The 21,116-nt window shown below is 44.7% G+C and carries 21 protein-coding genes and 2 pseudogenes; 11 read left to right on the top strand and 12 right to left on the bottom strand.

Features of this window, described 5'->3' with window-relative positions:
• The first annotated feature begins 24 nt into the window (after positions 1 to 24).
• A complete protein-coding gene (locus tag JCM23214_RS06355; RefSeq protein ID WP_051548049.1) occupies positions 25 to 780 on the top strand; it encodes a sulfotransferase-like domain-containing protein in 756 nt (251 codons plus the stop codon).
• An 8-nt stretch (positions 781 to 788) separates the two neighbouring features.
• Complete coding sequence (locus JCM23214_RS19430; RefSeq protein ID WP_025898219.1) at positions 789 to 1,448, top strand: gamma-glutamylcyclotransferase; 660 nt, start codon at positions 789 to 791, stop codon at positions 1,446 to 1,448.
• Between the two features lie 473 nt (positions 1,449 to 1,921).
• Here the strand turns inward: JCM23214_RS19430 and JCM23214_RS06345 are convergent, their stop codons facing one another.
• The 3 genes from JCM23214_RS06345 to ahpC all read right to left on the bottom strand — a co-directional run bounded on the left by JCM23214_RS06345 (position 1,922) and on the right by ahpC (position 5,123).
• On the bottom strand, positions 1,922 to 2,581 hold the full coding sequence (locus tag JCM23214_RS06345; protein ID WP_025898218.1) for a VPLPA-CTERM sorting domain-containing protein: 660 nt from the start codon (positions 2,579 to 2,581) through the stop codon (positions 1,922 to 1,924).
• 328 nt (positions 2,582 to 2,909) lie between these two features.
• A complete protein-coding gene (gene ahpF / locus JCM23214_RS06340) occupies positions 2,910 to 4,469 on the bottom strand; it encodes an alkyl hydroperoxide reductase subunit F (protein ID WP_025898217.1) in 1,560 nt (519 codons plus the stop codon).
• A gap of 90 nt (positions 4,470 to 4,559) precedes the next feature.
• On the bottom strand, positions 4,560 to 5,123 hold the full coding sequence (ahpC, locus tag JCM23214_RS06335; RefSeq protein ID WP_025898216.1) for an alkyl hydroperoxide reductase subunit C: 564 nt from the start codon (positions 5,121 to 5,123) through the stop codon (positions 4,560 to 4,562).
• 136 nt (positions 5,124 to 5,259) lie between these two features.
• Between ahpC and JCM23214_RS06330 the strand changes: the two genes are divergently transcribed.
• From JCM23214_RS06330 to JCM23214_RS23070, 3 genes are all read left to right on the top strand, one after another.
• Entirely contained in the window at positions 5,260 to 6,168 is a 909-nt protein-coding gene (locus JCM23214_RS06330; protein ID WP_025898215.1) for a hydrogen peroxide-inducible genes activator, read from the top strand.
• A gap of 135 nt (positions 6,169 to 6,303) precedes the next feature.
• On the top strand, positions 6,304 to 7,941 hold the full coding sequence (locus JCM23214_RS06325) for an AMP-binding protein (RefSeq protein ID WP_025898214.1): 1,638 nt from the start codon (positions 6,304 to 6,306) through the stop codon (positions 7,939 to 7,941).
• A 129-nt stretch (positions 7,942 to 8,070) separates the two neighbouring features.
• Positions 8,071 to 8,313 (top strand): CDGSH iron-sulfur domain-containing protein, encoded by a 243-nt coding sequence (locus JCM23214_RS23070; RefSeq protein ID WP_084264666.1) that lies wholly within the window; start codon positions 8,071 to 8,073, stop codon positions 8,311 to 8,313.
• Between the two features lie 9 nt (positions 8,314 to 8,322).
• On the opposite strand, the gene JCM23214_RS06320 is transcribed toward JCM23214_RS23070, so the two are convergent.
• Together JCM23214_RS06320 and JCM23214_RS06315 are read right to left on the bottom strand one after the other, a co-directional pair.
• Positions 8,323 to 9,354, bottom strand: coding sequence for a DUF3137 domain-containing protein (locus JCM23214_RS06320; RefSeq protein ID WP_025898213.1), 1,032 nt, complete (start codon positions 9,352 to 9,354; stop codon positions 8,323 to 8,325).
• 3 nt (positions 9,355 to 9,357) lie between these two features.
• Positions 9,358 to 9,921 (bottom strand): LemA family protein, encoded by a 564-nt coding sequence (locus JCM23214_RS06315; protein WP_199899350.1) that lies wholly within the window; start codon positions 9,919 to 9,921, stop codon positions 9,358 to 9,360.
• Positions 9,922 to 10,229: 308 nt separating this feature from the next.
• Here JCM23214_RS06315 and JCM23214_RS26540 point away from each other — a divergent pair.
• The 3 genes and pseudogenes from JCM23214_RS26540 to JCM23214_RS06305 form a co-directional block, all read left to right on the top strand.
• Positions 10,230 to 10,295 (top strand): annotated as a pseudogene (locus JCM23214_RS26540) (helix-turn-helix domain-containing protein); the annotation flags it as partial.
• 247 nt (positions 10,296 to 10,542) lie between these two features.
• Positions 10,543 to 10,851 (top strand): hypothetical protein, encoded by a 309-nt coding sequence (locus JCM23214_RS06310; RefSeq protein WP_159104308.1) that lies wholly within the window; start codon positions 10,543 to 10,545, stop codon positions 10,849 to 10,851.
• A gap of 229 nt (positions 10,852 to 11,080) precedes the next feature.
• A complete protein-coding gene (locus JCM23214_RS06305) occupies positions 11,081 to 11,740 on the top strand; it encodes a hypothetical protein (protein ID WP_159104307.1) in 660 nt (219 codons plus the stop codon).
• A gap of 68 nt (positions 11,741 to 11,808) precedes the next feature.
• On the opposite strand, the gene JCM23214_RS23435 is transcribed toward JCM23214_RS06305, so the two are convergent.
• Positions 11,809 to 11,964 (bottom strand): hypothetical protein, encoded by a 156-nt coding sequence (locus JCM23214_RS23435; protein ID WP_159104306.1) that lies wholly within the window; start codon positions 11,962 to 11,964, stop codon positions 11,809 to 11,811.
• Positions 11,965 to 12,104: 140 nt separating this feature from the next.
• Here JCM23214_RS23435 and JCM23214_RS06295 point away from each other — a divergent pair, with 140 nt between their 5' ends.
• Both JCM23214_RS06295 and JCM23214_RS06290 read left to right on the top strand, forming a co-directional pair.
• On the top strand, positions 12,105 to 12,707 hold the full coding sequence (locus tag JCM23214_RS06295) for a hypothetical protein (RefSeq protein ID WP_025898209.1): 603 nt from the start codon (positions 12,105 to 12,107) through the stop codon (positions 12,705 to 12,707).
• A gap of 60 nt (positions 12,708 to 12,767) precedes the next feature.
• Positions 12,768 to 13,454, top strand: coding sequence for a restriction endonuclease (locus JCM23214_RS06290; RefSeq protein ID WP_025898208.1), 687 nt, complete (start codon positions 12,768 to 12,770; stop codon positions 13,452 to 13,454).
• Here JCM23214_RS06290 and JCM23214_RS26535 read toward each other — a convergent pair.
• Positions 13,416 to 13,622, bottom strand: a pseudogene (locus JCM23214_RS26535) (RNase H family protein); the annotation flags it as partial. The gene JCM23214_RS06290 and the pseudogene JCM23214_RS26535 overlap by 39 nt on opposite strands.
• 473 nt (positions 13,623 to 14,095) lie before the next feature.
• A complete protein-coding gene (locus tag JCM23214_RS06285) occupies positions 14,096 to 15,376 on the bottom strand; it encodes a hypothetical protein (RefSeq protein WP_025898207.1) in 1,281 nt (426 codons plus the stop codon).
• A 276-nt stretch (positions 15,377 to 15,652) separates the two neighbouring features.
• On the opposite strand from JCM23214_RS06285, the gene JCM23214_RS06280 reads away from it, so the two are divergent.
• A complete protein-coding gene (locus JCM23214_RS06280) occupies positions 15,653 to 15,952 on the top strand; it encodes a hypothetical protein (protein ID WP_025898206.1) in 300 nt (99 codons plus the stop codon).
• A gap of 92 nt (positions 15,953 to 16,044) precedes the next feature.
• Here the strand turns inward: JCM23214_RS06280 and JCM23214_RS06275 are convergent, their stop codons facing one another.
• From JCM23214_RS06275 to JCM23214_RS22200, 4 genes are all read right to left on the bottom strand, one after another.
• Positions 16,045 to 16,644 carry a recombinase family protein gene (locus JCM23214_RS06275; RefSeq protein ID WP_025898205.1) on the bottom strand — a complete coding sequence of 200 codons (600 nt, stop codon included), beginning with the start codon at positions 16,642 to 16,644 and terminating at the stop codon, positions 16,045 to 16,047.
• 1,387 nt (positions 16,645 to 18,031) lie between these two features.
• On the bottom strand, positions 18,032 to 18,442 hold the full coding sequence (locus JCM23214_RS23305; RefSeq protein WP_148301780.1) for a thermonuclease family protein: 411 nt from the start codon (positions 18,440 to 18,442) through the stop codon (positions 18,032 to 18,034).
• 620 nt (positions 18,443 to 19,062) lie between these two features.
• The gene (locus JCM23214_RS06255) at positions 19,063 to 19,407 is read right to left on the bottom strand and encodes a hypothetical protein (protein ID WP_025898202.1); all 345 of its coding nucleotides are present in this window, start codon (positions 19,405 to 19,407) and stop codon (positions 19,063 to 19,065) included.
• Positions 19,408 to 19,536: 129 nt separating this feature from the next.
• The gene (locus tag JCM23214_RS22200) at positions 19,537 to 21,078 is read right to left on the bottom strand and encodes a site-specific integrase (RefSeq protein ID WP_159104305.1); all 1,542 of its coding nucleotides are present in this window, start codon (positions 21,076 to 21,078) and stop codon (positions 19,537 to 19,539) included.
• Positions 21,079 to 21,116 lie beyond the last annotated feature (38 nt).

Below are 21,116 nucleotides of genomic sequence, written 5' to 3'. Positions count from 1 at the left end.
CCTCTCCGAATTTTTAGGAGGAATATGCCGGTGACTCCCATCTCTCCCATACGCCTTTCCATGTGGTCCGGCCCACGTAATATATCAACTGCCCTCATGCGATCCTTTGGAAATCGCAACGATTGCCAAGCCATCGACGAGCCTTTTTATGCCTACTACCTGAATGAAACTGGCCTTGCACACCCCATGCGGGAAGAAGTCATACAAAGCCAGCCAAACGATTGGGAAACTGTCGCGGAGGCGTTAAATGGCCCGGTAGAAGGCAACAAAAGCCTTCTTTACATCAAGCATATGGCGCAGCATATGTTACCCCCGATCAACAAAGACTGCTTTCTAGAACATGTAAATTGTTTTTTAATTCGCGATCCTAGGCTTGTGATTGCGTCATTTGCACAGAAATGGGATCAGATAGAAGCATCAACAACAGGCTTTCCTCAACAAATGGAATTATTTGAGTATTTTAGCGAGCATGGTAAATACTCCCCGGTTGTGATCGAAGGTGAAGATATACTCAAGGCACCCGAAACAATGTTATCTCACCTGTGTACAACTATAGGAATTGATTTTGATCCATCCATGCTGGCATGGGAAAAAGGGCCTCGCAAAGAAGATGGCGTTTGGGGCTCCCACTGGTATAGCGCAGTGGAAAACTCCACTGGCTTCCAAACCTATGAAAAGAAATCCGTAATTCTTACGCGAGAACAGGAACAGCTTGCAGGTGAACTGCAGCCAATTTACGAGCTTCTGAGAAAAAAGAAACTCGTCCCCTCCAGTACATAGGAACACCAATGCTTAAGCGTGAGGATTTCACCGAAGAACGAATTGAAATGTTGATCGCAGAGGCACGCAAACATGGCCCGTTTGAAGCCCTCACCCATGAAGAGCGCGAACGAAGTCGGCGAGACTTTTTGTCAAATATTACGACTGCAGATGAAGGTTTATGGGTGTTTGGGTATGGGTCACTTCTCTGGAATCCAGCGTTTGATTATGTAGCCTCTAAGAAAGCAAAACTATTTGGATATCGCCGCCACTTTTGCCTCCATCTCACTATGGGCCGGGGGAGCCCAGATAAACCCGGCGTAATGCTGGCCTTGAATAACGGCGGCTCCTGCAATGGCAGAGCATTATTAATAGAGCCAGACAAAATTGAAAGCGAAACCAGAATCCTTTGGATGAGAGAAATGCTGTCCGGAGCATACCTTCCCCATTGGGGAAGTCTTCAATTTGAAAATGGCAAACGCGTTAAAGGGCTCGCTTTTGTCGTTAATCGCCAGCATAGTCGGTATATCCCCAATCTCTCTATCGAAGAAACCGTAAAACGCATCAATCAAGGCAATGGTTATCTGGGAAGTTGCCGGGATTACTTTGAAAACACGATCGAGCACCTGGATGACATTCAGGTTCAGGATCGATACCTGCACACGTTGCGCAAAAAATTAAATCCATAAAAAACGCCCAAACGAAATGACCCGGCACGAGGGGTATGTGCCGGGATCATAACATCTACTGATAAGGGTAACCCTATCAGCGGGGTACTAGGGTACATGGTACAGTTACACACAAGATACATGCTACTACTTGGTACTAAGTTCGAATATCGAGGGGGGGATGATATTCTGCTGACCGTGTGTGCTCCCGATCAATGAGTGGAGTATCAGGTTAATCGCGAGGTTATTCAAGTAAAAATAAAATTTAATACTTTAACGAGAACAAACAGATATTAACAATGATAGTTATATTTCAGTCCAATCTGTTCATTACTTAAGTGAATATTATTGTTGTTTATGTAACAATAATATTTAAATTATATCAATATTTGTAATTTTTTTTATTTCAAAAAAGCGAATCAGTGGAAAATTTTGAAGACGCATAAAAAAGCGGCGCCAAAAGCGCCGCTTCTAAAACATCAATGAAGAACTAATTACGCTTTGCGGCGCCGGCTTACCCAACCTAGTCCTAACATCGCTGCTCCGAACAGAAGCACAGCAGGTGGCAGAGGTACAGCGGAAATCTGGACATCATCAATGTAACCGCCCAACGTGTCGTCAGCGCCGCCAGCCCAGAATTCAAGCGTATAAGTACCTGCAGTAAGGACATTGAAAAGAACTGTCACAGTTTGCCAACCATCTGATTTTACACCTGTCACATCATCAACAAATAATCCGGAGGTATAGGTTGTACCGTTAGTTACACCACCATCCTCAAGCGCATAATGAATTCCATTCGTACCACTGTTATTCGTACGACCAAGATACTGGAATGAAAACTCGTGAGAACCGACACCCAAAACTAACTGTTGGTACATACCGGAATTCGTGTCAGTACCACCGTGGCTGTCTAGTTCCACCTTGTTTTGCCCTTCATAGGCAGTAGAACCACCAACATTGCCAGTTTGAATTTCAATACCAGCGGTATCATCAAACTTTGTCCATCCTGGAATGCTGTCATAAACCTCCCATGTTCCACTTGCACGAACAGGGTCTTCAAATCCACCATTTGTTACGATTGCTGCGGATGCTGATGATGCACCAAATACGCAGGCTGACATTGCTACTGCTGCAAGCCAATTTTTAACAGCCATTGTTGCGTTCCTTCTATATAGCGTTCAGTCAAACCAGACAACCTGCATGTGATTGTTCGGTCGCGGGGGTACAGGCTACAATAATTAAGAATTTGTTAACTATTTGTTTAAAATTAGATCCGTACAAAGTCAATCATTGTTAGTGAATACTACGGTAATTCTGCATTTTCAGCCAAGAACACGGCATTTTTTTCTTATTTTTGTTAACAATTATGGTTAATGAGGTGATCGAAATGGTTAACAAGTCACCATCAAAAGAATCATTTTTTTCTAATAATACAGGAGCCGACAAACCTGCCGGCTCCTGCTTATACGTAATTTACGGCAATTACTTTTTGAGCAAATATTCAAATGCAGTCAAAGCTGCCTTCGATCCTTCGCCCATTGAAATCACAATCTGTTTATAGGGAACGGTCGTCACGTCACCGCAGGCAAAAATTCCTTCAACATTCGTTTCGCACTTCTCATTGACGATAATCTCGCCGTAAGCAGATAACTCTACAAGCCCTTTTACGAATTGACTGTTTGGCAGCAAGCCGATCTGAACAAAAATTCCGTCAACATCGAGAACCTTAACCTCTTCAGTTTCACGGTCCATATATTCCAAGCCTTGTACTTTGCCGTTTGCAGCCATGACCTCACGGCTCGCGACATTTCTCAGAATTTGAATATTGTCCCTCTTTTCGGCCTGATCAACCAAGACTTTGTCAGCTTTTAACTGTGGCAGGAATTCAAGCACTGTCACGGATTTGACAATTCCCGCCAGATCCAGTGCTGCTTCGATCCCGGAGTTTCCGCCACCGACAACCGCAACGTCCCTACCTTTAAAGAACGGTCCATCACAGTGCGGACAATAGGCAACACCATTTCCAATATTTTCTTTCTCTCCAGGAATACCAAGCTCACGCCATTTCGCACCCGTCGCCAAAATCACTGTTTTGGTTTCGATGACCTCGCCAGATGACAGGTAAATTTTCTTGGTATCTCCATCTTCAATTCTATCAACTCGAAGATGTTCTTTTAACGTCACCTCATAATCATTCAAATGAGTAAGAAGCGCATTGGTGAGCTCGGGCCCTGTTGTTTTGGGAACAGAAATCAAATTCTCAATGCCCATAGTATCTTTAACCTGCCCTCCAACACGATCGGCAACGACAGTTACGTTCAAGCCCTTACGTGCTGAGTAGATGGCAGCAGAAATACCCGCTGGACCGCCTCCAATGACCGTAACATCTTGCAAGGGAAGCTTTTCTGCCTCTGCAGTCATGTTCTCGGTTATGGATGGATATTTATCCATTAGCTTTTCAAGAAGTTGCGCGGTGTCAATCTTGCCATTTGCAAAGACTTCACCATTAAGAAAAACTGTAGGTACTCCTTGAATGTTTCTCTCTTCAATCAAGTCCTTGTATAGCCCGCCATCAATTGTTTCTGTCGAAATATTCTCGTTCAAAACAGCAAACTGATTTAGAGCCTGCACCACATCAGGGCAGTTGTGGCAACTCAAACTCACGAAAACCTCAAATTTCAACTCGGTCGCAACACCCTTGATAATATTCTGAATTCCACTATCAAGTTTCAGGGGCGTGCCTGATGACTGCAGTACAGCGAGCACCAAAGAGTTAAACTCGTGACCACCTGGAATGCCTGAGAAAATGATCCCATTTGGATTGCCATCTACTTCAAGCATAAAGCTAACCGGGCTGCGAAGCTTGCCCATTGTGTCACGCTCTTCGACAGAAATGCTCTCGGAAACAGACGCAAAATCATTTAGAAACGATAGGAGTTCTGCCCTTTTCTCATGCTCACCGGTTTGAACGACCAATGTCACAGAGTTCGACATATTTGCGGTGTAGCCTTTCAGGGCATTCAAAATATCTGGTGTTAACATGATTTCAGCTTTCTACTCTACAAATTGTGGGGGTATATGGGGGTATAAGAGGCAGCGGAACATGTCCGCTGCCAGCGCCATAAGGCTGTTTTAGATTTTACCAACAAGATCAAGGCTTGGTGTCAGTGTTTTCTGACCTTCTTCCCATGCAGCCGGACATACCTCACCGTCGTTAGCAGCAACATACTGTGCAGCCTTGACTTTACGAACCATGTCTTTCGCTGAACGGCCAATGCCCAGATCATGAATTTCAGCAACTTTGATAACACCGTCTGGGTCAGCCAGGAATGTACCACGCAGAGCCTGCCCAGCTTCTTCAATCATGACGTCAAATCCACGTGAAATTTTACCTGTTGGATCGCCGAGCATTGGGAATTTGATCTTGCCAATTGCTTCTGATGATCCGTGCCATGCAGCGTGTGCAAAATGTGTGTCAGTAGACACTGAATATACTTCAACACCAAGCTTTTGCAGTTCCTCATAGTGGTTGGCCATATCTTCAAGCTCAGTTGGGCAAACAAATGTAAAGTCTGCAGGATAGAACAGGAAGATTGACCATTTACCTTTCACATCTTCTGAGGAGATTGTTTTAAGCTCACCGTTATGGAAAGCGTCAGTTGTGAATTCTGGAATAGTCTTGTTAATAATAGCCATTTTCTAAATCCTGTGATGAACGTTAAAGCTAAATTTCGTGACACCACCATTGGTGTCGGGGAGGAATTTAAGAAGTTGCATCGATAAAGTAAATTGAATAATATTGATAACATTGATCAATTTTTTAGAATGTAAAATGATCACACTCAAACAATTGACTTATGCGCTCGCAATCGCAAAAACTCGCCATTTCAAACAGGCCGCGATCGAGTGTGGTGTTTCACAGTCAGCACTCAGCACCGCCCTTACAGAATTGGAAGGCCAATTAGGCATTCAGATTTTTGAGCGGGATAACAAAAAAGTCCTCATCACACCGTTGGGTGCGAAAGTGCTGGAGAAAGCCCGCAGCATAAAGCTGGAAGTTGATGATCTATATTTACTTGCCAAATCCGAGAAAGCTCCTCTGAGCTACCCAATGACCATTGGAACGATCCCAACCATCGGCCCTTATCTGTTACCAAAAGTCCTGCCTGAGTTGCGACGGCAATACCCTTCCTTCAAACTTTCCATTATCGAAGAACAATCACATATTCTGGTTGAAAAAGTTCGAAATGGCGAAATCGACACTGCAATACTAGCTCTGCCATATGCACATTTAGGGCTACATGCTTTTGAATTCTGGCAAGAAGATTTTTATATCATTGCCCATGAAGACGACACGAAACCCGGACAGAGTGAAATATCCGGATCGGAAATCAAAGCGTCAGAACTCCTTCTTCTCAAAGATGGTCATTGCCTGAAAGATCATGCGCTATCTGCGTGCAAGCTTCCCCCAACAGATGTTGACAACTCGCTGGCAGGAACCAGCCTCAATACACTTGTGCAAATGGTCGCAGGACATATGGGAACAACATTAGTTCCGCAGATGGCGTTGGACCAGTTGCTGCATGAAAACTCGGAACTGCGCGCCCTGCATTTAAAAGATCCGGGTCCCCACAGAACTCTCGCCTTCATTACAAGGCCGAATTTTGTAGGATTGTCGAACATTGAGATTCTAATGGAAATTTTCAAATCCGAGCTGTCCAAATACTGCGCTCAACACTAGTTCCGATCACAAATACGCAAGAATTGCGAATATTAATTGAGCCTGTGAGAGACAGGTTTTATAAATAGATACCCTCAACAGGGAGAGGGCGACACACCCAAATAACAAATAAACATCTAAGGAAGAAACAACATCATGTCAGAAAAAGTATGGTATCAGCATTACGGATCTGAAATTCCCAAAGAGGTTGACGTCAAAGCCTATCCGAATGTAGTCGCAATGTTTGATGAGGCGATCGCGAAATTCGGACCGCAAATCGCATTCCAAAATTTCGGATTTGACCTCACCTATTCTGACCTTGATGTCGCTTCCCGTAAAATAGCCGCGTATCTGCAATCTGCGCTCGGTCACAAAAAAGGTGACCGTGTAGCCGTTATGATGCCGAACATCATGGGCTTTCCCACATCAATGCTGGGAATTTTGCGTGCGGGTCTGGTTCAGGTCAATGTTAATCCGCTCTATACACCCAGAGAACTTAGACATCAGCTGATCGATGCAGATGTTGAAACCATCATTATCTTCAGCGGCTCCACACCTGTCCTGGCGGAAATATTAGAGGAAACACCTGTTAAAAACATAATTACTGTCGCGCTCGGCGATCTTTGCAATCCGAACCTGCCAAGCCCCCCTGTTGACGCGCGCATTACAAATGCAATCGACTTTCAAAAGGCTCTGAATGAAGGTGAAAACCTACCCTTTAACCCAGTCGACATTAATCAGGATGACCTGATATTTTTGCAATATACTGGCGGGACTACTGGCCTTTCAAAGGGCGCCATGCTTACCCACGGCAATCTGGTCGCCAATGTCATGCAATATCGATCTTTTGCAGGGAGTCTCGTGCAGGAAGGCAACGAAATCGTTATCACCGCCCTACCCCTCTATCACATATTTGCTTTAATGGTGAATTTCATCACTTACTTCCTTGCGGGTGCGAAAAACGTGCTTATCACCAACCCACGGGATATGCCGGCGTTTGTTGAAGAACTTAAGAAGCACAAGTTCAGTGTCTTTACTGGCGTGAACACGCTGTACGCGGGATTGTTGATGACCCCTGGCATAGAAGAATGTGACTTTTCTAACCTGCGCAACGCTGCTGGCGGTGGGACGGCTGTTCAAAAAGCAATTTCTGATCGCTGGAAAGCCTTGACCGGCTCTCATATTCGCGAAGGTTACGGCCTTTCGGAGACTTCGCCCATTTTGACTTTCAATCCGCCGAACGCCACTGAATTCAGAAGCTCGATCGGCATCCCTCTGCCCATGACAGACATCGCCATACGCGACGATCAGGGAAATGATGTCCCTCAGGGTGAAACGGGCGAAATCTGCGCGCGCGGACCTCAGGTCATGAAGGGGTATTGGAAGCGTGATGATGCGACAGCAGAGGTTATGACAGAAGATGGCTTCTTTAAGACCGGTGATGTCGCCTATATGTCGGAAGATGGGTATTTCCACATTGTTGATCGCAAGAAAGACATGATCTTGGTATCAGGCTTCAATGTTTTCCCAAATGAGATTGAAGCGGTAGCCGCCGAAATTGAAGAGATCGCTGAATGCGCCTGCATTGGCGTTCCGGATGAACGCACCGGTGAAGCGGTCAAACTTTTTGTTGTTAAAAAACCGGGAACAGAAGTAACCGCGGAAGCAATTGAAGACTACTGCCGCAAAAACCTTACCGCCTACAAAGTTCCTAAGCATATCGTGTTTACGAACGAGATTCCCAAATCAGCGGTTGGTAAAATTCTGCGCCGGGAACTCAGGGATGCCAATTAGCGCATAACTTTCCACAAAAAAGCGGGTAGAAATGCCCGCTTTTTTCTTGGCTAATTCGAAACACAATTTAAGAAAAATCTGTTATAGTGCCGTATGATCAACCCAATTGAACAAACGGGCAGCAAACATATGACAAAACCTCAGATCGCGGACAGGAAACCTAAAATTCTCAAACTGGATATGGGGAAAACATACTGGTGGTGCCAGTGCGGGAAATCAGCAAAACAACCTTTTTGCGATGGATCCCACAAAGACACTCCTTTCGAACCTGTTGAGTTCACTTGCAAGCGTGAAAAACCAGTAGCCCTGTGCCTTTGCAAACAAACGAAAACGCCCCCTTATTGCGACGGCACTCACTCCAAACTGTCATAAAAAGAATTCTTACAGACCGGTATTTTCGTCCAGTTGCAAAACATCAACGACAGCGAAAATATGCTGCATGTCAGCCAGTATCCGCCTCGCGTCATCCATAAAATCCTCAGGCATAAAAATGGATCCGGGCTCAAACAAATCTTCCCTCATGGAGAGTTTGATCACCAATTGCTCGCGGTAAAAACAACATTCCAAATCGCGCCCGCCAAAATTCTCACTAAGCGCTTTCAGCCGCTCCATAAAGGAAGGGGTCAATAAATACCGGGCTTCAATCTGGTCATCACTGTAAACCTCAAAAATTTTTTCAAAATGAGGGTCCTCCAGCGCGACCCGCTCCAGTGAGCCAAAAGTATTCTTAAACCAGTTTCCAACACGCCCCTTGTCTTTTTGAACAAGTGTTCGCCCCCGGAAAGGTTTTTGAAAGGACAGGGAAATAAAAATGCCGTCGAAAACCGTCGTATATTTTGTTCGCCCTTTACTATCCTGAGTGCGTCTCTTTAAGAGCGTTTCGAAAAAATCAATCGCGACCCCTTTGTAAACTCCACGAATTTCATCTTCGCTCGTCTCCCGATCATGGCTGGGAACAAGGCCGGTTGCCTCTAGACCCTTTACTCGGCCAGGGCAACTGGGTGAATAAGAAAAATCCCCTAAAAATGAGATGATGTCCGGAAACACGCCAGTCTTGACATTTCTCTTATAGCAACGGATTGGATAATATACGACAACGGCAGCAAACCCCATCGGCACCACAATAAACAGAATAAGATCTTCCGGGTCCGACATGTGGGGCGCAACAAACACAAGCAACAGCGGAATGACTGTCAGAAACAGCATGACACTTGCCCGGCAACGGGTCGTTGCTGCCTTTAACGCCTTTAGACGGTTGGCTTCATACTGATCCACATGAGGCCGTACATAGGCGTCATAATGAGCGGCAAAACCCGCCTCATAATCCCTGGCTTCGGTGAAGTCGACTGGCAAACCGCTGAACGTGCGATATTTCCCCGTCAACAGGCTCAGAATATTATTAAAATGCCCCATGGATTACAGATAATCGCTCGCATCTACAGGCGCTTTTGCCCCATCATCCGCCTCGTAGAATGGCATTGGCTCAACACCCGCCATCTGCGCGATAAACGTGCCCGGAAATATTTGAATTGATGTATTTAGCTGAGAGACAGACGCGTTATAAAACCGACGTGCGGCCGAAATTTGCGCCTCAACCTCATTATAGGTCCGCTGCGCCTGCACCATGTTGTCACTGGATTTCAAATCCGGGTAAGCTTCCACAGCGACCATCAGCTTCCCCATAGCACCGCCCAATTTTTCAGCGGCCTGCAAATGCTCCCCGACCGCGTTTGGGTCGCGCGCGTCATATCCAGCCTCCATTCGGGTACGAAGCTCTGTCACCTCTGTGATCAGCTCTTTTTCATGCTCCATGAATTTCTTGGCAATTTTCAGGATACTTGGGATCAAATCGGATCGCTTCTGCAATTGCACATCAATCCCTGACAACGCCTCAAGAGCCTTGTTGCGACGCGAAATAATCGTTGCATACCAGCCATATACCAGCCCCAGAACAACACCCGCGACAATAAAAAACGTCAACACAACCCGCCCTCACAATATCAATAAGTAGAAAAGTCCCGCAGTCTAACGCCTTGCCCCCCAGATGAAAAGGCCGAACACATTCCATTGCGGAGAAGGCAATTACAGTACATTGCGCTTTGAATTTACTACAGGAGCGAACTCTGAATGGAAGCTTACCTATAACTAATAGTTAAGAACAGTGGCAGGAACTGCCTCAAGCATAAAATTACCTCTTAGTTGGCGCTAGTATACCAAAGTCGCGAACCAATTAGACCACCTAGTACGCTCTATTAGGTACTCAGGAGACATTGTAGAGACCTCAAAGGGCAACGAAGATAGCCAAAGAACTTAGAATTGGAAGAGCATCAGTATACAGAATACTCAATTCTTAATTGCACAACACCTACTCGATATGACAAGCTTGGAAAAATTACTGTAGTTAACAAGAGAAGTTGATTTTATGACCTCTTCGTACTGCCCCTTTTGAGTTGGAGAATTACATTGAAGCTGCTTTATCCCTTCGTCATGCTGTTATTGTTGACAAGCTGTACTACTTCGAGCGACACGAATGGTACCCATAAATCTCATGCAGTTTCTAAAACGGCAACAGCTGAAACAAATGAACGTTTGAGTCCGCTTGTGGCAAAGTATCTCAAGGATGCAAACAGCAACCTTCCAAAAACTGTTGATGTTCTGACTATTCAAAGCGTTGACTTGGTGGGTAATGATATCGTCACAACTTTTGTGTACGACAACTATAAGTCTGCGATTGCCAGTGATAGGGTTTTCTACACTTACGAACTCCGCAAGATATGCCTGAACCCAATGTATCTAGCATTGCTTAAAGAGGGCATTAACTTCTACACCAGAACTGTAACTCGAGACCCCAACGAAAAGGATGGAAGGTTATCACCTGTATTTCGTGACTACTGTGCACGACAACGTTAACCCTTAGCTACCCTATAATTTCTCTTTATTGGAAAAGGGGAGTTTGCTCTTATGCTTAAAGGCAACGATGTCTAACCATCCTTACAAAGACAAATTACTTGCTTCAATAAAACCATCTATTCGCATCGTAAACCAAAATGCGTGGATGTGCTTACTCACGTGGCTACCCTTTACGATAATAAGCAGTATTTCACTAAACTCGATATATCCAGACCACAAGATACTCGGCTTGTTTGGACAAATAAGCTTTGTCATCTATGGTCATGCAATTGCATTTTCTTTCAGTTTGTTAGTGTGGTGCCTTTTTTTATTGAAGCAAAACTTAGCGGCAAAACATGGCCTTCGCACTCAATACCCCTTATTTTCGCTTACTTTAATACCTCTAATTGTTGCGATCTCTGTAGCGTTCTGCCTAGCATATAAAAGTATCTTTTCAAATTTACCCGTTCGTGATGACCTCACCTACTACCTCAATCTATTGAGCAACCAAGGTCACTTGCATACCATTCCGATTACCGTGACGCTCACTTCATTGATATTCGTCATTAAGAATGTGAAGCCTAGCAATCTCCCCAAATCAATTGGCTTGAATGAAACACTTCCAATCCCGTTCTTGATGACTTTCGTAGCGATATTCGTTGGCTTAGTTATGCTGGTTAGTATTGAATTTTTGTTTGCCATTGGAGCTGTGGAACTCGCTCGTGCATTTAACTTAACAAGCAAAATTGGATATGACACAGTCTATTTTTATTTCCAACCAGTTAGACAAACTATCTCATTCTTCTTCTATGCTGTTTACACCTCAATTTCAGTCACGTTAGTTCTTGGTGATTTTGGCTTCAAATTGACAGCGTCAGAAGATGATCCCTCTAATCAGGAGAAACTTTAGGGCCATCTTGAGTTTGACATGCTCCCACAATGTTCCCGCAATTGGCAGTGAACAAGCCTAAAACTTGGTTATCGAGAGACCTTGAATGGCTGAATAGTGCGATTTGGAAGGTTGGCTGGGGTGGCAGGATCCGCAGTAAAAAACGCGAAGCGGCCTAAAACCTCAGAAAAACTTACCTGTTCAAGTCCAATGGCAACACCATTGAGCGCCAGATGTGGTACCATTGTGTGACCAATTTTTGATCGTTGTCAATAAATTCAACGCTGAATTGTCTTATCCAGAAAAAATCATAGCGTCAGCAAACGAAATCGGAAACAGTGATTTAAGCTTTTCGCATATCTCCTAATTAGTGTACAATTAGAGAATGGAAGCAAAAGCAGTGAAGGATGCAAAGGGGCGCTTGAACCGTTCCAAAGAAAAACTTGAGCAAATGATTAAAGATCGCTCATTCTCTTTCGAAGAATTTGAAGCTTCTTGGGAAGATTTTCTAAATTTATTGAACACTATTTTTTCAAAACTAGAGCAAGGCGCCAAAGCAGATAGCAAAAGTAAGGCTTGGTATGACAAGATCAAACATGAAAGGAGAACTGATCCACTTCTCTCATATGTTCAACAAGCACGTAACTCCGAAGAGCATACGTTGATCGGTACAACTGATAAGACCGGATTCAGAATTGAAGCGGTAGGAAAAGGTGCCAAAGTAGTCAGGTCAGGCCATAAAGACAATCGATTAGAAGTGATAGCTCCCGCGAATGCTAAAGCTGGTGAAGAGCTTTTTAGGATTCACGCTCCAGGAATCTACCTTGTGGATGTGACTTGCCAACGTTCAAAAAAAAGATTTCCGGTACCAACTTCTCATTTAGATACAGAGCTATATCAAAATGATCCAATTTCAGTGGCAAGCCTAGCGATTAATTATGCTGAAGAAATGATAAATATTGCAGAAACTATGATTGTAGAGAAATGAAATCGTTTCTTTCTTATTCGCATTGGGTTCCCTTATTACGATATGCAAGTGAGTGGATGAATGCCATCACCTGAATGGAAGCAGTATCAAGAAGACACTGCAGGGTTCTTTCAGTCGCTTGGTTTGGAAGCAGCCACCGATGTTACAATGAAGGGCGCTAGGACAAAGCACGACGTTGATGTGCTTGTCAGATCGGAGCATTTAGGTTTTGAAGTTACTTGGATCGTGGAATGCAAGTTATGGAGCGCACCAATTTCCAAACTTCATGTACTTGGATTGCGAACCATTGTTTCAGATTTGGGTGCGGACCGAGGCATATTGCTATCTGAGTCTGGTTTTCAGAGTGGTGCTCTTGAAGCAGCAAACTTAACAAACATACAACTTAGTTCTCTGAAAGGCCTCGAATCTAGTGCAAAAAACGACATTTTCGCTATGCGAATGAGAGAACTTCATGATCGGCTAGATAATTGTCATTCTGCTTATTGGGACATTTCGAAAGAAAATAGGATAAGATTTGGATTGCGTCCAGAAGTGGGATCAATAGGTTATTCCGGCAGCCATATTTTAGAATTCTGCAGCGATATATTAGCGAGAGCTTTTAGGGGAAACTATCCTTTCACGGCAGATAATGGCTTGTGGTTTGAACCCCCGCGAGAATTCATTTCCCCTGAGAATGTAATCACTCAAGTTGAGCAAATGGTCGAAGAGTTAGAGAGTAAACTTGCTGCTGTCAGTCGAACATCCTGACGCAGCCAATGCATCAGCTCTCTCATTTCCGGGCACCCCCGAGTGCCCCTTTACCCACCTGAAGGACACCTGATAGTTCTCCTTCGCTGCCTCCAGCCGTTGCCACAGGTCTTGGTTCTTGACGGGGTCACCACTGGAGTTCTTCCAGCCCTTCTTCTTCCAGTTGGGACTTTCTTGAAGTTAGTTGAAGGTTTTCCGTATGCAAGAGACATGGACACGCCCTCAGAGTCCCAGAGAGAGTCGCTGAGGGGGCATTGAGGTGATTTCGAGGTAGGGGGTGCTCAGAGCTGCCAGATGGACTCACGGAGTCTCTGGGGCGGTTTTAGGATTCATCTGTTTTTTCTAGGTAAAATGATCGAGAGAGATAGCTGCCAATTCTTACCACTCCCCCTAATGAGGGGTGCCCTATAGATTTATATAGGGTGTCTTGAAGGGACCCTGAAATTTATTATTATTATTATAATAATATCATAAGGAGGAGTATCCCTCTTTATGCTCTTACAGAAATATATAAAGGATGTCTTTTAAGAGTCTTTTAAAGGCCATGTACACTTTGCTGAAGTAACTTATGAATTCATTGTCGTCAGACAATTAATCCAATGGAAAACCATAAGACGGAAGGGTATTCCTTTTTATCCCTCTCAATCATCCCCTACACTGACAGATACCGAACCTTGGATGCCTGTCAGGCCCTTAAATTCTTCAAGCATAATCCTTGAAGTGATGTCTACAGTTGAACGAGGCACCAGCACAGCATCATGAATGGGTAGAGATACGATGCCTTCCTCTCTGAGCTTCAAAAGGACCTTTACCAAGATGTCACTTTCAATCCGTTGAATATGATGACCGATGCCCGTTCCAAAGAGGTCTTCAATGGGCTGATGTTTTTGGATAATGGCTTCCTGCAAAGAGGAAACGGACTGATTGACAGGTAACATCTTCTTGGTCCCGTAAGGTTTCCTTCTTAGAGGCCCGTAATTGAATAGCATGGCATTCAACAATTTCTTTATTCCCTGTCGGTAATTCTCAAGCCCGGGTATTTCGTACAAGTCATCTGAAGGGGGATGATGATCTGCGAAACTGTACGCGATCCGTAAACCAACTTGTCCATAGTCGACTTCAGCAATCCTTTCTCCCTGTATCGTCAAGCCCTCAAATCTTTCTGTCTTTCTAAGTTGTTGCCAAAATCCCCCATAAAGACGCCCTCCAGATTCAAATGAACCATGTGTGAAGATACGCTTAAGGAACCTTTCTTCGTCATTGATCCAGTTGTTTGCTGATTGACTGCATGAGTTGGAGGTAAGTTGCAAGTCCGCTTCTTGAAGCCACTCATTGATAGAACGCATTTCCTCTCGCAATGCTTCTGTCATTTCACTGTCGGTGTACTCGATGGGTTGCCCTCGGGAAGAGGCTGATCGGTCTTTAGGTTCTCTCAACTCGATGCTTTCTCGATCAAGGCTCTCATCGATATCCTGCAACGTGAGACCCATCTCATGGATCAGATGCTTCAGTTGAGGCCCGATACTAACGGAGGTCTGTTGACGGCTTTTTCCTTTGCCGTTCTCACCAACTTGAAAGATGACGTAATTGAGTTCAGGCATCGAGAGGCGCTGGACGACTGTTGGGAGAGTTTGCGACAGAACCTCAGGACGATACCTGCTTTTCACCCCAAGGCGACTGTTGGAGAAGCTCATGTGGATCCCTTGATGGATGCCGATCAAGTGACAGTGAGTAATGTCCATGATGATGGCCTCTACGATATTCTCAAATGTCAATTGATCTGCTGCTCTTCGCTTTCGGGTTCTGAGTTTTTGAGCTTTCTCGTGTTCTTCTATGGTTTTAGTGATCAGTTGCACGAGGGTCTTGGCGCTCTCAGATTTGGCTCTTCGCCATGGATTGAATGCCCTTTGAGGAGGTTTCATGGGTTCTCCTAGTGTAGGTTTGAGTTGTGAATGTCTTTACGTAGAACGAGAATCTTTTCGGGAGTGGTAAGCGGTTCTACTAAGGTGGGGGTTTATTCGGAATGATGAGAAAAGACTGGAAACAATGGTGGCGAGACAAGGTGGGAGAAGCAGGGCATTAAGTGTCCTCCCCTAAGGGGGATACTTATTAAAGAATGGAAAATTTGGTGTGTTAACTGCTTATTTACGCACTCAAAGGTAGCGTATTGTTATTGGTGAAAGACTTCGGGGATGAATATGAAAAAAGAGCTCATTGGAAAGCATCTTTTGGTAGGGCTTACGTATTTTGACCGAGAAGGGGAAATCACAGAAAGGCTCCAACTGCACGGCAAAATTACTGCTGTGGGTGAAGAGACTGTGTGGTTTATGAGAGAAGATAATGGAGAAGAGTTCTCCATTCCTTTCGATGAAGAAGCCATCCATCCAGCGGAGCCGGGAGAGTATCAAATGAAGGACAGTGATGAGATCGTTGTGGACCCAGACTTTGTATCCACTTGGTCAATTCAGCAAGGACCGGATGAATTAAATGAAGTTTAGGCAAACTAATTTGATTTTAAAGTCGATCTAGCATTTTTGAGAAACTGGCAGGGTACCATGGGTTGCCCTTCTCAGTGACGGATCCACCGGCTTCAGGAGCCTGTTTCAGCTCCCTGTATGGCTTTCAGATTTCTCTCGGGGCGCTTATCTGTGACCCGACCAAGTGCCCTGTAGACTGCCGTTCGACTCACCCCCATCTCCTTTGCAATCGCAGTTGGACTTTCACCGTTTGCATGGCGCTGGATGATCATTTCCTTGTCGATCTTGGCAGGACGTCCCTTGTATTTTCCCTCTGCTTGCGCCTTGGCGATACCCTCTCGTTGGCGCTCTAGCATCATCTCCCGTTCAAACTGAGCAACAGAGCCAAGCAGGTTCAGCACGAGTTTTCCCGTAGGTTCGCTAGTGTCGATGCCAAGATTGAGAATGCGAAGGTGAGCTTCCTTGCTTTCAATGAGTTCTACGATTTCCCCGAGATGTTTCACACTTCGGGCAAGCCGATCTAATTTAGTGACAACCAAGGTGTCCCCATCACGCAGATAATCCAGTGCACGTTCTAATTCAGGACGTTTACTTGTAGCGCTGACTTGTTCCTTGAATACCTTGTCGATCCCTAAGGCTTCCAATTCTTTCACCTGTGCTTCGAACCCAGCAAGTTGGTCCAAGGTGCTTGTTCGTGCATATCCGATCTTCATGTGTCACCCTTCAGGTTATGGAATTGTGTTACGCTTGAATCTAAGGATACGTAACGTTTATTGTTACAAAAATCAAGAGCAATCTTATTGTAACGATTTTTTGAGTGTCTGAGAGTGTTCCGTATGATCTTGGTTAAGAGTAACACACCTGAGGGAGTTCTGGGTTGTTGAAAAAACACCTTCTGATTGTTAAGGTTGGTTGAGCTTCAATTTCGGGGGATTACAAAGAAGTTGAAATTAATTGGCGAAGAGTAGCGCGTGTATGGTGGGCCATCGTGTGGCGTAATCTGGTTGCAATGATAGTTGGCGGTGCGCTTAGAGCGGCGGTCACTTTTGTAATCGGCTTTGTGGTGGGGGCTCTTGGACTTAGGCATCCTGCAAACGAATAAGTATATGAAGCAATTGGAGCGGCGATAGGAATATAGACATCCATCGTTGCCATCAAGTTTCTGCTGGGAAGGATGTATGGTGACTTTCGCTTGGTACTTGTTGAAGCCAAACCTTCAAAAGGTGACGGCTTGAGCTAGCCAAAGGGGCAAGCTTTTATGTGTAACCGGGGGCACCCAATTAGAGGCCTATAGGAGAGCTTTAGGGGGCTACGGGGGAGATTGCTGGCGAGAAGGAGATTATTACCCCCTCAGATTTTTTTACCAGAATAGCTGCTCAACTACGTTTTGTTTGATGCTTCATATGCGTAAAATCACAAAATTGCTGCGTGATGTCGATTGTACTGAGTTCTGAATGACTTAGAGCTGAAGTGCTGCCTCTGTAGTCAATGATCTTCAGGTGGAAGCTGTAACCTGAATTGATTAGAGCGTAAAAATTTTTGTTCGTGCATGTCCAAAGGTACTCCTCACGCAATTTATCAGTGTACTCGTTTTGAGGCATTCGCATTTCTTTTGATTTTCCGGGGACAGCGTGAAGTACGTGGGTGATCAGTTCTTTGTCCTCTTGTGTGGCTTTAACAAATACGAGGGCCCTTTCCACTCTTGGAAATCTTCCGTTTGTTTCGGTCAAATACGAGTTTACCAATGACTCTGTAAGAGAGTTTACTGATGATCCAGTATTCGTTGATGCGCAACCTATCAACAAACTCGCAATTCCAAATATAGCTAAAAATTTCATATGCCTTATTTTCCTTTTTCTTTCTATACTTGTATTCAGCAGTGCTCATCAGAAATTATTTTGATCGCTTCCGCTTCTTTCAAATCCATGGTCAGCTTCCATTTTCGTTTTATGGCTACCTATGTTTCGACGTTGGCACACTTGAAGCTATCATCTACTTTGATCCACTCTGAAAGATCTTTGAACCCCTTGAAGCCATCAAAAAGAACGCTAATGTCTTTACCCATTACCTTCCCCCTTCATCTTTCATTTGATGCCACTCTTATTCATCTTGAGGCTTGATTAGCCCTCCGTCTGTTTCATATTTTTTTCTAAAGTGTTCAATGATTTTTGGGCCATTTGATCCAAGGTGTCTGGTTGCTCGGTATCGCATTTCTGCTTCTTGTCTTTGTACTCGATGGTCCTCAGGGTGCATATGGTAGTTCGACCACAGGCCAACCTCTTTGACTCTTGCCAAATATTCTTCTGGGAGGTATATCCCCCCTGCAAATCTACGTTCAGCATATGCGATACCTCTTTTGATGAGTTCAGCGCCTATGTTGATGTCACCATCAAAGCAATTGGCAATTCCAACTTTGTCGCTGCCAAGCTCAAACAGAACGTCGCAACGCACTGGTGTCTCTGGTAAATACTCCGTTGTCATTTCTGTAGAGCGTTCTAAGCAGGAGAACATGGGATGTTCCGTGTCTTGAATGCATGTTTGGTCGGCTCTAGGGAACCCCACCCCGACTATAAGTATGCGCTTTCCGTCAATGTCAAATGTGTTCAAGCCTTTTCGTTCTAGGGTACCTGACAGGACATATTGCGGGGCTCCCACCATATAAGAAACTCGTTCCGATACCGGGGAAAACTTGTACGCAAGGGTACCGAGCAAAATGAGAGGAATCATAACTCGTATTAGGAAATTCTTCATGGCGTGATGGATCTGCAGTCGCGTTTGAATTGCTTAAAATTGATTGAAGGAGTGTAGCAGTGCATTCTCGTTTCTGCAATTATAAGATGAATGATATCATTGAGCAATCTCTCAAAAATAAAATCAGGGTAAAAAGTACTTTCATTTACTGTCGTGGGCCTTCCAGACAAATCTGAACTACGCAACGCACTAAAAATCATAACACATCTCCTAGAAACGCTGTATAGTCTACCAGCTTGGAAAGAAGATTTCGGCAAAGCTAGCCAACGTAGAAAAGGACGGAAGAGACCTTCTTAGCATAGTAGTGATTAGTGACGTGCAAATGAAGTCGGGCTGCTCAACTCATAGGCCTTCGAGGCAATCCCGATGATCCTGTCTACCTACTGAATTAGCCACGCAACGAAGAGCATTGGTATACCACCGAGAACCAAAACAATAACACTTGGGATTATGAAATGCTTCCATAGTTCGATCATGAACATATGAAGCCCTGGAGAAATTCCGTACTTTCTATATTCAAGACCGTAACGTCTGGCTTCTTCCTTTTCACGTGCGACCTTGAGCTCCGGATTTTCATATTCTTTAATTTCTCGAGATAGTCGCAGCACTTTAGCTTTATGTCCGTCAACCCTATCTCGCTTCAGTTCTTCTCGATGTAGCTTAATAGATTTGACGAACTCTGAAAATGACCAGATCGAAGGTGGTTTTGGCTTCCTACCTGTCATGTGGAGCCTCGCACTTTTAGGGAGTCAGAAATTACCCTTAATTGCCTAGCATCCAATCAAAACAACTTCAATGGGTTTTTAACGCGCGGTAAAACTGTCTACTGATTAGGAAATAGCAACAAACGACTCCTAGCACTTTTGAACCTTTACAAACAGCTTCTCAACCTCAGGCCAACTCACCCGTGAAATACCTTCATGGAGCTTCTCAATGGAAAGCCCTTTCAGATAAACCTTTTCGCCTGTTCCCTGCCCTTCATGACCAACAAGTTGGTTCACCACCACTGATGCCACTCCAGCATCATGAAGTTTCGTTACTACGCCATGACGGAATGACTGATAATCAACACCTCTTTCATAGGCTCCGATCTTCTGCCGATACCGCGTGAACCATTTTGAAAAGTTTACTCCAAACTTTTGGTCAGGTCCTGCGCGTCTAAGATTAGGAAAAATCCGATCAGCAGGGTTAGGGGCGACGTTTTCGATATATTGAATAATCCCCCAATCGATCAAAGTCGGGTGCACTGGAACTCGCCTTGCAGATTGCTTGTTCTTCAAGTGGTTGCCCTCCAGTACATCCTGAATATCAAAATAAGGGATATCATTCTCCAGCTTTAGATCATTTCGGGTCAGCTGAGCAAACTCTTCCAATCGGTTGCCATGGTACAGACCAAGCAGAGGCAACCAGAATTTCTCGTCCTTGATGACCAGTTCCCCCTTCAAGTATCGCTTATTTTCAGTTTTGCAGCCCTGCCAAAGAGGAGAACCAAAAAGTTTCACGATCTTTTCACCTTTCCACTCTTGCCGATCAAACCCCAATGTCACTGATTTGTTCTTTCCACTAGGAAAAGTAAAGCCACTCGCTGGGTTCTCTCCCACGTACTTTCCAAGTTGTTTGAAGTGCTTGAACAGCCCTCCTAAAGCATGAAAATGTCGCTCCAACGTCCTCTTTGTGAGCCGTGGAATGGTGTCATCACCCTTTGTCGCTTCGACTAAGTCTTTCCATTTCATCTCTCTCCATGCAGGAACCTGTCCCCATTTTGCGGGAACTTTCAGGGCGACGGTATAGAATTCACCAAGATGCTCACGCTGATAAGACTGAATGGGTTTGTCGCCTACCAATTCAATGAACCGCTCAATCGTAGCCGTATTCTGTTTCAAAGTTTGCTGACTCCAGCCAGTTTCCGTCAACTGGTGGTCGAAGTAGTCCGGTAACAGTGTTGACAGTAGAGGGCCATTTCCCTCGCTACTTTCTGGTTCTCCACCTGTTTCCATTTCAAGGGAGTTTTTGGGTAACCATGGGACATCTCCAAAACTCTCAACCCTTTGCACGGCGATTGAACTATATTCGAGAAGCACTTTCAGTAATCCAAGTGAAAATTCAGTCTGCTGTTCAATTGGGATGTTGTGGCGTTCCATAAGCGCGAGAGCTTGTTTTTCAACGAGCCTCGTGTTTCGGTCACGTAAAGCATCTCTATAATCACCTCGCAGAAGGGAGAGTGTTTCGATGTCTACGTCTTGAACCGTCTGATCGATGTTATGGCGCCTTCCGCCGTACAGGGGCTTTCTTGGGGGCGCTTCACGATGATGATCTGCATCAACTTCAAGGAACTCTTCTAGGCACTTTTTGAGAATTGGCTTGAGGTCAACTCTCTCAAATTCATCATTACTCATTTTCAGATCGGCACTCTTGCTATTCGCACTCAGAAACT

Source organism: Sneathiella glossodoripedis JCM 23214 (genome assembly GCF_000616095.1).
GTDB classification, from domain to species: domain Bacteria; phylum Pseudomonadota; class Alphaproteobacteria; order Sneathiellales; family Sneathiellaceae; genus Sneathiella; species Sneathiella glossodoripedis.
This window is presented reverse-complemented; position numbering and strand designations above follow the sequence as displayed.

Coding starts and splice junctions, on each gene's coding strand:
- JCM23214_RS06355 (WP_051548049.1), top strand. CDS start 25: ATGCCGGTGACTCCCATCTCTCCCATACGCCTTTCCATGTGGTCCGGC.
- JCM23214_RS19430 (WP_025898219.1), top strand. CDS start 789: ATGCTTAAGCGTGAGGATTTCACCGAAGAACGAATTGAAATGTTGATC.
- JCM23214_RS06345 (WP_025898218.1), bottom strand. CDS start 2,581: ATGGCTGTTAAAAATTGGCTTGCAGCAGTAGCAATGTCAGCCTGCGTA.
- ahpF (WP_025898217.1), bottom strand. CDS start 4,469: ATGTTAACACCAGATATTTTGAATGCCCTGAAAGGCTACACCGCAAAT.
- ahpC (WP_025898216.1), bottom strand. CDS start 5,123: ATGGCTATTATTAACAAGACTATTCCAGAATTCACAACTGACGCTTTC.
- JCM23214_RS06330 (WP_025898215.1), top strand. CDS start 5,260: ATGATCACACTCAAACAATTGACTTATGCGCTCGCAATCGCAAAAACT.
- JCM23214_RS06325 (WP_025898214.1), top strand. CDS start 6,304: ATGTCAGAAAAAGTATGGTATCAGCATTACGGATCTGAAATTCCCAAA.
- JCM23214_RS23070 (WP_084264666.1), top strand. CDS start 8,071: ATGACAAAACCTCAGATCGCGGACAGGAAACCTAAAATTCTCAAACTG.
- JCM23214_RS06320 (WP_025898213.1), bottom strand. CDS start 9,354: ATGGGGCATTTTAATAATATTCTGAGCCTGTTGACGGGGAAATATCGC.
- JCM23214_RS23435 (WP_159104306.1), bottom strand. CDS start 11,964: ATGGTACCACATCTGGCGCTCAATGGTGTTGCCATTGGACTTGAACAG.
- JCM23214_RS06295 (WP_025898209.1), top strand. CDS start 12,105: ATGGAAGCAAAAGCAGTGAAGGATGCAAAGGGGCGCTTGAACCGTTCC.
- JCM23214_RS06290 (WP_025898208.1), top strand. CDS start 12,768: ATGCCATCACCTGAATGGAAGCAGTATCAAGAAGACACTGCAGGGTTC.
- JCM23214_RS06285 (WP_025898207.1), bottom strand. CDS start 15,376: ATGAAACCTCCTCAAAGGGCATTCAATCCATGGCGAAGAGCCAAATCT.
- JCM23214_RS06280 (WP_025898206.1), top strand. CDS start 15,653: ATGAAAAAAGAGCTCATTGGAAAGCATCTTTTGGTAGGGCTTACGTAT.
- JCM23214_RS06275 (WP_025898205.1), bottom strand. CDS start 16,644: ATGAAGATCGGATATGCACGAACAAGCACCTTGGACCAACTTGCTGGG.
- JCM23214_RS23305 (WP_148301780.1), bottom strand. CDS start 18,442: ATGTTCTCCTGCTTAGAACGCTCTACAGAAATGACAACGGAGTATTTA.
- JCM23214_RS06255 (WP_025898202.1), bottom strand. CDS start 19,407: ATGACAGGTAGGAAGCCAAAACCACCTTCGATCTGGTCATTTTCAGAG.
- JCM23214_RS22200 (WP_159104305.1), bottom strand. CDS start 21,078: ATGAGTAATGATGAATTTGAGAGAGTTGACCTCAAGCCAATTCTCAAA.